Origin of the sequence: Stenotrophomonas sp. LM091 (assembly GCF_001806305.1) — a bacterium.
GTDB classification, from domain to species: domain Bacteria; phylum Pseudomonadota; class Gammaproteobacteria; order Xanthomonadales; family Xanthomonadaceae; genus Stenotrophomonas; species Stenotrophomonas bentonitica_A.
Genome location: NZ_CP017483.1, coordinates 2137776 through 2151069, shown reverse-complemented (window position 1 = coordinate 2151069; position 13294 = coordinate 2137776). Strand labels below are relative to the sequence as shown.

Sequence of the window (13294 nt, the reverse complement as noted above, 5' to 3'; positions counted from 1 at the left end):
TTGTCAGGTGCCTGGACAGGTGTCTGGGCGGGAAGTCTTTGCGTACTCAAGCGGGGGTGCTGGCCAGGGACAACGGCCGTACCGACCAACGGTCGGTACCTACTGGAACATCATGGCGGACAGCACGAAGTTGAAGACCAGCACCAGCAGCGAGGCGTTGACCACCGCGCGCGTGGTGGCGACCGACGTGCCTTCGATCGTGGGTTCGGCATGGAAGCCGACATAGGACGCGACCAGGGCAGCCGTGCCGCCGAAGATCGCCGACTTCAGCATCGCCACGCCGAAGTCATCCCAGAAGTCCACGCTGTTGCTCAGCGCCGACCAGAACACGCCATTGTCCAGGCCGAGCACGTGCACGGCCTCGAAGTAACTGGCACTGATCGCCAGCGAGCAGAAGATGCCGGTCAGCAGCGGCACGGTCAGCACCGCCGCCCAGAAGCGCGGGGCGACGACCTTGGCCACCGGGTCGATGGCCATCAGCTCCAGCGCCTTGATCTGGTCGGTGGCGCGCATCAGGCCCAGTTCGGCGGCGATCGAACTGCCGGCGCGGCCGATGAACAGCAGTGCGGTCAGCACCGGGGCCAGTTCGCGGTACAGCGAGAGGCCAAGCAGCGTGGACAACGCATCGGCGGCGCCGAAGGTGGTGAGCGTGCGGTAGCCCTGCAGGGTCAGCACCAGGCCCACGAACGCGCCGCCTACGGCAATGATCGGCAGCGAACGTGCACCGATCTTGTAGATTTCGCGGGTCAGCTCGGCAAGGAAATCGGCGGTCGGCAGCGAGCCGCGCAGTACCGTCAGCGAGAACAGGCCGGCGCGACCGAGCGAGCGGGTAGCGTCAACGAAGGGCATCAGGCAACCCTCGCACGTGGTGCGGCATCGAAGGGGATCGGGCCGTCCGGCTCACCATGCAGGAACTGCCGCAGCAGCGGGTCCTGGCTGGATTCAAGTGCGGCCGGGCTGCCCTGGAATACGATGCCGCCGTTGGCGATGGCGATCACCTGGTCGCAGATCGGCAGGGTCTCGTGCACGTGGTGGCTGACGATGATGCTGGTCAGCCCCAGGCTGTGGTTGAGGCGCTGGATCAGGCTCATGATCACGCCCGAGGCGATCGGGTCCAGCCCGGTCAGCGGCTCGTCGTAGATCATCAGCGGCGGGTCGAGCGCAAGCGCACGGGCCAGGGCCACACGCCGCGCCATGCCGCCGGACAGCTCGCGCGGCCAGGCATCGGCAGCGGCCAGCAGGCCCACCGCGTGCAGTTTCATCTGCACCAGGCGGCGCAATACGGGCTTCGGCAGGCGGGTATGGGTGCGCAGTGGCAGGGCCACGTTCTCGGCGACGGTCAGGTCGGTCAGCAGGCCATTGCCCTGCAGCAGCACGCCCACGCTCTTGCGCATCTCCAACAGCGCGCGTGCGCCGGTCGGAATGGGCTGGCCGAACAGGGTGACCTCGCCGGCCACCGGGCGCAGCTCACCGGTCAGCGCGGCCAGCAGCGTGGACTTGCCACTGCCCGACGGGCCAAGCACGGCGGTGATGCTGCCGCGCGGAACGGTCAGCGAAACGTCGCGCAGGATCGTACGTCCGCCGCGGTCGATGCGGACGTTGGACAACTGCACCAGACTCTCTTCGGAAACCGTCATGGGCGCCATTAACAAAATTCCAACGTTGTAAGATCGTGGTGAACGGCTGAACATAACCGAACTGGACCGTGCAGTATTGTCGCACGGGCGGGTGAGGGCAGTGCCGCGGCGGGCATGCCGTCACCTGCAACACAGCGTGTCGGGCCGGTGGTGGCCCGCGCCTTTTCCCCGTCCACACCGCCCGCAGCGCTGCGTTCGTGCGTCGGCTACGGCACACTCCTGCGATGACCGACGCTGCTTCAGACTTTCGCCTGTACCACTCCAACTCGCTCGATGTGCTGGCCGCCCTGCTGGCCACCACGCTGCGCACGCCGGTGCCGGGCCAATCCATCCTGGTGCCGGAGGTGGTGCTGATCCCGCAGGTTGCGATGCGCCGCTGGCTGCAATCGACCCTGGCGGCCGAGTATGGCATTGCCGCCAACCTCGCGTTCCTCACGCCGGGTGAGCTGGTCGCCCGCGCCCTCAATGCCAACGTGCCCGGGGAACATGACGATCTCAATGCCGAGGGGCTGCGCTGGCGGTTGTATGCCGCCCTGCGAGACCCGGTGTTGATGGCGCAGCCGCCGATGGCGGCGCTGCAGGCGTATCTGTCCGCGGCCGATCCGCTCAAGCCATGGGCGCTGGCGGCCGAGCTGGCCTCGGTGTTCGAGAAGTACCAGGCGTGGCGTCGCGATTGGCTGCTGCGCTGGGACGCGGGCGCAGCGCCGAACGACCCGCAGGCGATCCTGTGGCGGCGCATCGCCGGCGGCAAGCAGTACCGCGCGCGCCGCATCGATGCCTACCTGGCCCGCTTCGAGGGCGCCGGACAGCCGTTGCCGCAGGGCCTGCCGACGCGCGTGTTCGCCTTCGCCACGCTCAACATCTCCCCGGACGTGCTGCGGGTGCTGGCCACCCAGGCGCGGGTCGGCACGATGCACTTCTATCTACCCACGCCGACCCAGGCCTACTGGGGCGATCTGCAGACCCTGGGCGAGAAGCTGCGCAGCGGCGCGCCCGATCCGTTCGGGGAGGCCGCGGGCGAGAACCGCCTGCTGCAGGCCTGGGGCGCGGCGGGTCGCGATTTCATGGCGGTGCTGGGCAGCTACGAGGTCGTGCACCCCTCCGGTGAGATCGCCGCGTACGACGATCCGGAAGAGGATGCGCGCCCGGACATGGCCGAGGGCGGCTTATCCGACAGCCTGCTGCACCGCCTGCAGCGCGATCTGTTCCACCGCCGCGGGCAGCCGGCGGGGGAGCTGCGCGAGGGGCTGCGCTACGACGACCCCAGCCTGCAGGTGCATGCCTGCCACACCCGCCTGCGCGAACTGCAGGTGCTGCATGACCAGCTGCGCGGCCTGCTGCAGGACCCGCGCTTCGATCCGCCGCTGCAGGCGCGCGACATCGCGGTGCTGGCACCGGACATCGATCCCTACGTGCCATACCTGGAAGCGGTGTTCGGCGGCCGCAGCGGCGGCGATGACCACATTCCCTATGCGCTGGCCGATACCAGCCCGCTGGCCGGCGAGCCGTTGGCCGATGTGTTCGTGCACCTGCTCGGGCTGCCGGTCTCGCGCTTCGGATTGAACGAAGTGCTCGATCTGCTCGCCAGTGCACCGTTGGCGGACGCCGCCGGCCTCGATGCCGCGGCGTTCGACCGCCTGCACGACTGGCTGCAGGCCGCCGGCGCGCGCTGGGGGCTGGATGCGGCCCATCGCGGCCAGCATCAGGCCCCGGTGGACGATGCGTTTACCTGGCAGTTCGCGCTGGATCGCCTGCTGCTGGGTCACGCCAGCGGCAGCGACGGGGATATCGCCGGGGTCGCGCCATGGCCGGAGCTGGAAGGCAGTGCGCTGGACGCGCTGGACCGCCTGCTCGGCCTGCTGCGCGTGCTGGCGCGCTACCAGCGCGCGCTCGGTGAGGCCATGTCGCCCGGGCAGTGGCGGCAGCGCCTGCTGGCCCTGCTCGATGCGCTGCTGCCCGAACCGCCGCAGGCGGCCAGCAGCCAGCGCGCGCTGGAGCGCCTGCGCAAACTGATCAACGAGTTCGCCCGCGATGCGGAGACCGCCGGCTTCGAGGGCGACGTGCCACCGGAGGTGCTGCGCGCCCATTTCGCCGGCGTGCTCGCCCAGGCCGATACGCGTGCACCGCTGTTGACCGGTGGCGTCAGCTTCGGCCGGATGGTGCCGATGCGCCTGCTGCCGTTCCGGGTGATCTGCGTGCTCGGCCTGAACGATGGCGACTTCCCGCGCCGCGATCCGGCCGCCGGCCTCAACCAGCTCACCGCCGAGCTGGGCACCGACAAGCGCCGGCATGGCGACCGCTCGCTGCGCGAGGATGACCGCTTCCTGTTCCTGCAGCTGTTCGCCTCGGCGCAGGACGTGTTCTACCTGAGTTACCTGGGCGCCGATCCGCGCGATGGCAGCGTGCGCGAACCCTCGGTGCTGGTCAGCGAGCTGATCGATGCCGCGGCCGAGTACCACCTGGATCCCCCGGCGGCGGCGCGCAGGATGACCGTGCGCCATTCGCTGCAGCCGTTCGCTCCGGCCGCGTTCGGCGGGGGCGAGGAGCCACGGCGTTTCAGCTATCGCCGCCAATGGCACCCCGCCGCCGGCTCGCTCGGCGGTGCACGTCGCGCGCTGGCGCCGTGGTTCGCCACGCCGCTGCCGCCGATGGAGAGCAGCGCTGCCGAGCCGGAACTGAGCGTGGATGCGCTGCGTCGTTTCCTCACCGATCCGGCCAGCCAGTTCCTCTCGCAACGGCTCGGCCTGCGCCTGCCCGATGACGTGGACAACGCCGACGACGTCGAGCCGCTGGTGATGGCCGCGCGCGGTGGCGACACGGTGCTGCTGCAGCAGGCCGTGATCGAGGCCACCCTCGGGCAGGACGACACGCCGCTGTACCCACGGCTGCGTGCGCGGGCGCTGCTGCCCTCCGGCGCCCTGGGCGAACGACAGTTCGCGCTGCTGCAGGCCCAGACCGAGCCTTATGCGCAGGCGCTGGCCCAGTGGCAGGCCGGTACCACGGCCGACAGCCGCCGCTACGAGGTGGATATCGACGGGGTTCGCCTGCACGGCCGCGTGGACGGAGTGCATCCGCACGGGCTGGTGCGCCTGCGCCCGGGTCCGCTCAACGGCCGTGCCGCGATCCGCCAGGGCCTGGACTGGCTGCTGGCCAATGCCGCCGGCGATGCCTTGCCGCTGGTGCAGTTCCACGAGGCAGGCGATGACGGCCTGGGTCCGCACACGCTGCCGCCGCTGGGCGCCGAGCGCGCGCAGCAGGTGCTGCGTCGCCTGCTGCAGCTGCGCAGCGAAGGGCTGCGTGCGCCACTGCTGCACGGCCCGTCCACCGGCTGGGTGCTGTACACCGCCGCCGAGGCCAGGCGCGAGGCCGAGGGCCGCGCCAAGTGGCACGGCAGCGACCGCACCTGGGGCGAGTCCACCGGCGCCGGCTACCAGCTCGCGCTGCGCGGCCACGACCCCTTCGCCAGTGCCGACAGTTACCGGCAACTGCTGCACAACAGCTTCGTGGTGTTCACCGCGGTGCGCGAAGGCCGGGTGTTCCCGGGCTTTGACGAGGAAGGAGCCCTGCGATGACCGACCACGAGTTTCTCAACGATCCCTACCTGGCGCTGCCGCTGGACGGCGTGCGCCTGATCGAGGCCAGCGCCGGTACCGGCAAGACCTTCACCCTGGCCACGCTGTTCACCCGGCTGGTGGTGGAGAAGGGCTGGCGCATCAGCCAGATCCTGGCTGTCACCTTCACCGATGCCGCCACCCAGGAACTGCGCAAGCGAATCCGCGAGCGCCTGGCCCTGGCCGCGCAGCTGGTGGAGCGCGCGCCCAGCGAACAGGACAGCCCCGATGTCGCCTTGACCCGGGTGATCCTGCGACGCCAGCTCGCTCTCGGTGAAGAAACACCCGCCGCGCTGGCGCGCCGGCTGCAGACCGCCGCTGATGAAATCGACCTCGCCTCGATCTTCACCATCCACGGCTTCTGCACCCGGGTACTGCGCGAACATGCGCTGGAGAGCGGGCATACCTTCGATCCGCCGACCCTGCTGCCAAGCGAACGCGAGCTGCACGAAGAACTGGCCGCCGACCTGTGGCGCGTGCATGCCAACGACCCGGCCACGGTCGATGCGCTGACCTGGCTGTGGTCCTCGCCCGAGGCGCTGGCAGGCGATCTCTCCACGTTGATCAAGCCGTTGCCGTTGCTGCCAGCGCGGCCCGCGCGTACCTTCGACGATCCCGCCCCGCAACTGCGGCTCACCGCGGCTGCGTTGGCAGAGGCGATCCAGACGCACGTCGAAGACGCCCAGGCGCAGATCGCCGTGGCGTTCGACCGCAAGGTCTTCGACGGCCGTCGTGCCAAACGGCCGAGTTTCGACAAGGCCTTCGGCGAGCTGTTGGCCGGCCGCAGCGCGCAGCACTGGCCGCGTGGCGACAAGAGCCACCTGGGCAAACTGCTGCCGGTGCAGCTGCTGGCCTTCTGCAAGGACGGCATGGAAGGCCAGTGCCCGGCCTCGCCACTGTTCGATGCGTTGCAGGCCTGGTGGCATGCCGCCGATGCGCGCGAGCAGTGGCTGCGCCAGCAGGCCACCGCGTTCCTGCATGATCTGCGCGACGAAGCGCGTGCGCGCTTGGCCGAGCTCAAGCGGATCGGCCGCGTGCAGACCTACGATGACCTGATCGATGGCGTTGCCGATGCCCTGGAAGGCCCGCACCGCGCCACCCTGGTGCAGCAGCTGCGCGCGCAGTATGCGATCGCACTGGTGGATGAGTTCCAGGATACCGATGACCGCCAGTGGGGCATTTTCCAGCGTGTGTTTGGCGACTCGGAGGAGACCCGGGACGCGGGCCTGGCACCGGCGTTGTTCCTGATCGGCGACCCCAAGCAGGCGATCTACGGCTTCCGCGGCGGCGATATCCACACCTATCTCAAGGCCAAGCGCCAGGCCGATGCCGCGCCCGCGCTGGACCGCAATTTCCGCTCGCGTCCGGCGGTGCTGCACGCGATCGAAGCGCTGTACGCCAACGCCGGTGAGCGCGCCTTCCTCGAAGCCGACATCGCCTTCGAACCGGTGCACCCCGGCAGCACCCGGATGGATGCAGATTTCCTGCGCGACGGTATCCCGGCACCTGGCCTGACCGTGCGCGTGCTGCACAACACCGAGGGCGGCGACCTCAAGGCCGATCCGTCGCGGCAGCAGGCCAGTGATGCCTGTGTGGCCGCGATCCACCAGATCCTCAGCGAAGCCCGGCAAGGGCGCGCGCTGCTGCGCGACGTGCCGGTGCAACCCGGCGACATCGCGGTGCTGGTGCGCTCGCACAAGGAGGCCACGCGCATCCAGCAGGCGCTCGGTGCGGTAGGCATTCCCGCCGTCGCTGCGGGCAAGCAGAGCCTGTATGCCACGCCCGAAGCGCACGACCTGCGCCTGCTGTTGCTGGCGCTGCTGCAGCCGGCCGATGAAGGACGGCTGCGCGCCGCACTGTCGACCGTACTGCTCGGCGAAGACGCCGGGGCGATCGATGCGCTGGAACGCGAAGGCGATGCGCAGCGCTCCTTCCAGGTGCGGCTGCTGGAATGGCGTGAGCGCTGGCAGCGCGGCGGCCCGTTCGCGGTGATCGCCGATCTCTGCGCCGAACACGCCGAGCGCCTGCTGGGCCTGCTGGATGGCGAGCGCCGCCTGACCAACTACCTGCAGCTGGGTGAACTGCTGCAGCAGGCGGCCGGGCAGACGCTGGGCATGCACGGCCTGCTCGACTGGCTGCAGGTGCAGATGGCGCATGCCGACCAGAACGACGAACAGCAGCTGCTGCGCCTGGAATCGGATGCGCGCCGCGTGCAGATCATCACCCTGCACAAGAGCAAGGGGCTGGAGTATCCGCTGGTGTTCCTGCCGTTCGTCGGCATCGGGGGGGGCGCACCGAACACCGAGGCCAACTGCACGGTGTACGCCAACGGCCGCCGCGAGCTGCACTGGAAACTGGACAAGGACGACAGCTGGAATGCGGCCAGCACGCGCAGCACCCAGGAACAGGACGCCGAAGACGCGCGCCTGCTCTACGTCGGGTTGACCCGGGCCGAGCACGCGCTGTGGATCGCCGCCGGTGATCTGGCCGGGCTGGCGAAGACCCGCCTGGCACCGATGCTGTCGGACCTGGAAGCGCTGCGTGCGCATCCGGACATCGCCGTGATCGAGGGCCCGGTGGAACCCCGCCCGGCGCAGCTCGCCTTCGAGCGCGACGGCGAACTGCCACCGGTCCGCGCGCTGACCCGCCGCGTGCCGCACGACTGGTGGGTGTACAGCTTCACCCAGCTGGCGCATGCCGACGCGGGCCACGACACCGATGCGGCCGCGACCGAAGTGCCGGCACCCGCAGCTGATGAGCCGGCCAGCGTGGACCTCAGCCTGGAAGCAGAACAACCGGCCGTGGCCAGCGAAGAGAGTGACCCGCGCTTCATGGGCAGCCGCTTCGGCAACGTGCTGCACGATGCGCTGGAAAACACCGACTTCGCGCAGTGGGGCGGCTGGCAGGCCGGCGAGACCGCACCCGGCGAGGAAGCCGAGGTCCTGCGCGCCTCGCTGCGCGCGGAAGGCTATGCCGAGGAAGACCTGGACGATGGCGTGGCCATGCTGACCGGGCTGGTCGGCCAGACCCTGACCGTGCCCCTGCCGGAAGGCGGCGCACTGCACGACCTGCCGGCCGATGCACGCCGTGCCGAGATCGAATTCCACTTCGCGATGCAGCCGACCGCCGTTCCAGCGCTGCTGAGCCTGCTGCACGCGCACGGGCTGGTGCGTGACCGCCATGGCTTCGGCACCCGCCGGCGGCTGGAGGGGCTGATGACGGGCAAGATCGATCTCACCTACGTGCGTGCGGACCGCTGGTACGTGCTCGACTATAAATCCAATCGCCTGCCCGGCTACGACGCGGCCCGGCTGGCCAGCGCCATGCAGCACAGCGAATACGACCTGCAGGCGCTGATCTACACCGTCGCGTTGCACCGCTGGCTGCGCTTCCGGCTGGGCGCGCAGTACGACTATGCGCGCGACATGGGCGGTATCCGCTATCTGTTCTGCCGCGGCCTGGATGCCCGCCGCGACGACAGCCCGGGCCTGTATGCGCATCGCTTCGATCCGGCCCTGGTCGATGCGCTGGATGCCCTGTTCGCCGGGGGCGAACACGCCCAGGCACGCATGGCCGCGCGCGCACGGGGGGAGGCATGAGCCTGCTCACCACGCTCTACCGTGGCAACGTGCTTCGCACGCTGGACCATGCCCTGGCGCAGAGCCTGCGCAGGCTGCGCCCTGACACGCCCGACGCGGTGCTGGTCGGTGCCGCACTGGCCTCGCTGGCGGTCTCGGAAGGACACGCCGGCCTGGATCCGACCCAGCCGCAGCGCCTGATCGAGGTCGATGTCGACTGGCCGGCACCCGAGGCGTGGTTGGCGCAGCTGCAGGCGTCGCCGTGGGTGGAGGTACCCGGCGCGGAGGACGTGGTCGCTGGCGATGCACCGCTGGTGCTGGAGAACGGCCTGCTCTATCTGCGTCGCTACCGCGAATACGAACGTCGGCTTGCCGAGGGCCTGCAGCGCATCGCCACGCATCCGCTGCCCGACGCCGATCCCGGCACCCTGGCCACGCTGTTCGGCCAGCTGTTCCCGCAGGCCCACGATGGGATCGATCACCAGGCCCGCGCCGCGGCCGTCGCGCTGCGCCATCCACTGGTGCTGGTGACCGGCGGCCCCGGCACCGGCAAGACCACCACCATCGCGCGGCTGCTGGTGCTGCTTGCCGCACAGGCGGTGCAGGCCGACCAGGCATTGCCACGGGTCGCGCTCGCCGCGCCCACCGGCCGCGCGGCCGAGCGCATGGCCGAGAGCCTGCGCCTGGCCGTGCAGCGGCTGCGCCTGGTGGGCATCGCACCGGCGCTGTGCGACGCGATGCCGAGCACCGGCACCACCCTGCATCGGCTGCTCGGGGTGATCCCGGATTCGCCACGCTTCCGGCATCACCCCGACAACCCGCTGCCGTACGACGTGGTGGTGGTGGACGAGGCCTCGATGATCGACCTGCCGCTGATGACCAAGCTGGTCGAGGCAGTCGCCGATGGCACCCGGCTGGTGCTGCTCGGTGATCCGGACCAGCTGCCCTCGGTGGAAGCCGGCGATGTGCTCAGCGCCATCCTCCGTGCCAGCGGCGATGGCCTGGGTACCCAGGCTGACGATGCCCAGGCGCTGCGCGTGCTGCTCGCCCCCGATGCCCTGCAACCGCTGGCACCGCCACGCCGGTTCGCCGGCCGGCGCGTGCAGCTGCAGCGGGGCTATCGGCAGACCGACGCGCTCGATCTGGCGCCGCTGGCGCATGCCGTGCGCAACGGCAACAGCGCCACCGCGCTGGCACTGCTGAGGACGGGTACGCTGGCCGGTGTGCACTTCCACGAAGACCAGAGCGATCCGCTGCAGCATCACCGCGAGCAGCTGCTCGGGCATTGGCGCGGCCTCGGCGAAGCCGCCGATCCCGGCGCTGCGCTGGCCAATGCCGGCCGCATCCGCCTGCTCACCGCCGTGCGCGAAGGCCCGCAGGGCGCACGCGGGCTCAATGCCCGCATCGAAGCGCTGCTGGCCGGTGTGCCGCGGCCGGGCATGGCGCCGGGTTACTTCCACGGCCGGCTGCTGCTGATCACCGAGAACAGCTACCGGCACCGCCTGTTCAACGGCGACATCGGCATCTGCCTGATCGATCGCCACGGCAGCGTGACCGCGTGGTTCCCCGGCGAAACGCCGGATCAACCGCGTGGCTTCCACCCGGGTGCATTGCCGGCGCACGAAAGCGCGTTCGCGATGACCGTGCACAAGGCGCAGGGCTCGGAGTTCGATGAGGTCTGGTTGCAGCTGCCGCGACGCGACAACCGCGTGCTGTCGCGCGAGCTGATCTATACCGGCATGACCCGCGCGCGGCAGGCGCTGCATGTGCTGGGCAGTGCGGAGGTGCTGGAGGCCGCATTGGCGCGGCACGCCAGCCGGCTGTCAGGTCTGGCTGCTCGCCTGCAGGGCCGCGAGGGGAGCACAGTGGCCGACGCCGTCGTGGCGGCGCCGGCCCAGGGGCAGTTGTTCTAGCCCCGTGTCCGGTCTTACTCCGGAATCACCACGGTGCCATCGGGGAACACGATGGCGCCGTCACCGCTGACATCGAAGAAGCCCAGCTGGTGGGTGTTGGCCAGCACCTGCACCAGGCCATGCGCGTTCTCGGCCACCTCGTCATCGAACGAGGCGTAGACCACGTGCTGGCCGATGCTGTAGTCGGTCACCTCCGGGCGGTCGTCTTCCTCATCGGACAGCGGACCGTCCATCGGCGGGTAATGCTCGGCGAGCGCGGCGAAGAACGCCTGCAGCGCCGGCACCGACACGGCCGGGTCGTCGTAGTCGTGCGTCTCGTTCCACTCGGTCTGCGCGTCGTACCACTGCAGGAAGGCCTCGGCCTCGCGCGGGGCGACGGCGGGGTCGAACACCATCAGGTCGTAACTCATCGGGAATCACCTTGATCCATGCGCAAATGCATGCGTCAGGATAGCCCTGATCGGCGCGGACCGGCCGGCGCGCGCCGGGGCCGGTTCAGCGCGGCGCCGGCAGGCCCGGTGTTGCCGCGGCGGGGTCGGCGGCGGCCTCGATGACCGGTGCCTCGGGGAACAGCGCATAGCGCAGCCCGATCAACCCCATCAGGGCCTCGTCGCGGGCCTTGCCCGCCTCCACGGTCTGCACGCGCTTGAGCGAGGCCTCCAGCCGTGCCTGAAGCCCGGGCGGTGCCGGCAGGGGGCGGCGTTTGGCCGCCTGCGCGCGGTAGTACGCGGCGATGTCGTCCAGGATGGCCTCGATCGCGGCCACGCTGGCCGGCGGCAGGCCGTGCCGGGAGCGGCGCAGCTGAAGGATGTTCAGGCCGATGCGCGCCTCGGTGAGCATGTCCACCGAGGCGATGTCGCTGCCTTCCGGCGTGGCTGCCAGGCGCGGTGCGAGCAGGCCGAGCAGATCCAGCATGCGCGCGGCGAACTGCTGGCGATCCTGCTGGCCGCGGCCCTCGGCCGCATCGGCCAGCGTGGTCCAGCCCTGGCGCACCAGCCGGCGCGCGGTCCACTCGGCACCCACCGAGCGGAACAGCCGGGTCATCACCACCGCAAAGCCAATGCCGATGAACATCGCCACGGCGGAGTTGATGAAGCTCTGGATGTTGGCGCTGTAGGTGTTCTGCACGTTCAGCAGCGCCACCAGGTTCACCGTCAGCGGCAAGCCGATCAACGCGGTCTTGGGCCGGTGCAGCAGCAGGCCCAGTGGCAGGAAGATCACCGCCAGCACCAGGGCCAGGCTGCCGAAGTCGTGCACGGCCGGGAAGATCCCGAACAGGTACACGCCGGCCACCAGGCTGGCCACGATGGCCCAGAGCAGGAAGGACAGCATGCTCGGTGCGGGATCATCCTGCGCGGCGAAGAACGCGGCGGCCACCGCGGCCATCATCGCGCCGTTGCCACCGCCTTCCCAGCCCAGCCCGATCCACAGCACGCAGTAGGTCATCAGGGCGACACCGGCACTGGCCGCGGAGAACAGCGCCATGCCGTAGTCCACATGGCGCACGTGGTCCACGCGCTGGGTGCGCACGCGGTAGTGCGCGGTATCGCTCGGCGCGGTGCCGGCGTCGATGGCGGCGTGCAGGGTGGTGCAGTCCTGCCAGAGATCGACCAGCTCTTCCAGGCGCAGCAGCAGGGTGACCAGCAGCAGGTGATCCAGCTCGCCATCCACCGCCGGCTTGAGCGCGACGATGCGCGCGCGCAGCGTGGCGTAGGCGCTGGCACTGGAGCGGCCCGGCTGCTCCAGCCACTGCGCCAGATCGGCGATCAACGGCTCCAGCCCCGGTGGCAGCGCGCGGCCACCCGCGCGCAGCGCACCGAGCCGGTCGGCGATCGAGGACAGCACCGGCAGCATCAGCAGCATGCGTTCGCGCAGGCGCTCCATCGAGACCGCCGCCCCGGCGTGGCGCGGGTCGTCGCGACGCATGAACTCGATCAGCGCTTCAAACTGGACCAGATCGGCCGCCAGGCGGTTGCGCGGTCCATGCGCGTGACCGCGCGAGAGGATCTGCCGGCACCAGTCGGCGGCATCGCCCATCCAGCTGCCGATCCGCGCGCGCAGCATCGGCCGCACCGAGGCGGGGAAGAACAGCGAGGCGAACAGTACCGCCACCACGGTGCCGAGAATGATCTCCTCGCTGCGCGCCACCACGGTGTCGAAGATGGTGTCCGGCGAGGTCACCGCCGGGAAGCCGATGAAGGCGGTGGTGTACCCGGCCAGCAGGAACGCGTAGCCGCGCGGGCCTCGGTTGAGCAGGGCGATGAACAGGCAGGTGGACAGCCACAGCGACATCGCCGCGCTCAGCAGCAGCGGCGTTTCCACCAGGTGCGGCAGCATCCACAGCGTGGCCGCGCCGGCGATGAGGGTGCCGAGGATGCGGTAGGCGCCCTTGGCACGGGTCGGGCCCAGCATCGGCTGGGTCACGATGTAGACCGTGGCCATCGCCCAGTACGGGCGCGAGAGATTGCCGGCCAGCCCGATGTACAGCGCGGCCAGCGCCGCCAGGAAGGTCTTGACCGAGAACAACCAGGCCTGTCTGTCCAGCAGCAGCATGG

The 13294-nt window shown here is 70.2% G+C and carries 7 protein-coding genes; 3 read left to right on the top strand and 4 right to left on the bottom strand.

Going from position 1 to position 13294, the window contains the following annotated elements; translation table 11 throughout:
* Window positions 1-99 precede the first annotated feature (99 nt).
* Window positions 100-849, bottom strand: a complete 750-nt coding sequence (locus BIZ42_RS09350) for an MlaE family lipid ABC transporter permease subunit (RefSeq protein WP_019183993.1) — start codon at window positions 847-849, stop codon at window positions 100-102.
* Window positions 849-1637, bottom strand: coding sequence for an ATP-binding cassette domain-containing protein (locus BIZ42_RS09345; RefSeq protein WP_019183992.1), 789 nt, complete (start codon window positions 1635-1637; stop codon window positions 849-851). Before BIZ42_RS09345 ends, BIZ42_RS09350 begins: the two co-directional genes overlap by 1 nt.
* A 224-nt stretch (window positions 1638-1861) precedes the next feature.
* Between BIZ42_RS09345 and recC the strand changes: the two genes are divergently transcribed.
* Genes recC through recD form a run of 3 tightly spaced genes read left to right on the top strand, consistent with a single transcriptional unit; the run spans window position 1862 to window position 10739 of the window.
* The gene (gene recC, locus BIZ42_RS09340; RefSeq protein ID WP_070426263.1) at window positions 1862-5209 is read left to right on the top strand and encodes an exodeoxyribonuclease V subunit gamma; all 3348 of its coding nucleotides are present in this window, start codon (window positions 1862-1864) and stop codon (window positions 5207-5209) included.
* Window positions 5206-8847: an exodeoxyribonuclease V subunit beta gene (gene recB / locus BIZ42_RS09335; RefSeq protein WP_070426262.1), complete on the top strand. Its 3642-nt coding sequence runs from the start codon at window positions 5206-5208 to the stop codon at window positions 8845-8847. The genes recC and recB overlap by 4 nt, the downstream gene beginning before the upstream one ends.
* On the top strand, window positions 8844-10739 hold the full coding sequence (recD, locus tag BIZ42_RS09330; protein ID WP_070426261.1) for an exodeoxyribonuclease V subunit alpha: 1896 nt from the start codon (window positions 8844-8846) through the stop codon (window positions 10737-10739). The genes recB and recD overlap by 4 nt, the downstream gene beginning before the upstream one ends.
* A 14-nt stretch (window positions 10740-10753) precedes the next feature.
* On the opposite strand, the gene BIZ42_RS09325 is transcribed toward recD, so the two are convergent.
* Window positions 10754-11149: a hypothetical protein gene (locus BIZ42_RS09325; protein ID WP_019183988.1), complete on the bottom strand. Its 396-nt coding sequence runs from the start codon at window positions 11147-11149 to the stop codon at window positions 10754-10756.
* Between the two features lie 85 nt (window positions 11150-11234).
* Complete coding sequence (locus tag BIZ42_RS09320) at window positions 11235-13292, bottom strand: FUSC family protein (RefSeq protein ID WP_019183987.1); 2058 nt, start codon at window positions 13290-13292, stop codon at window positions 11235-11237.
* Window positions 13293-13294: the final 2 nt, after the last annotated feature.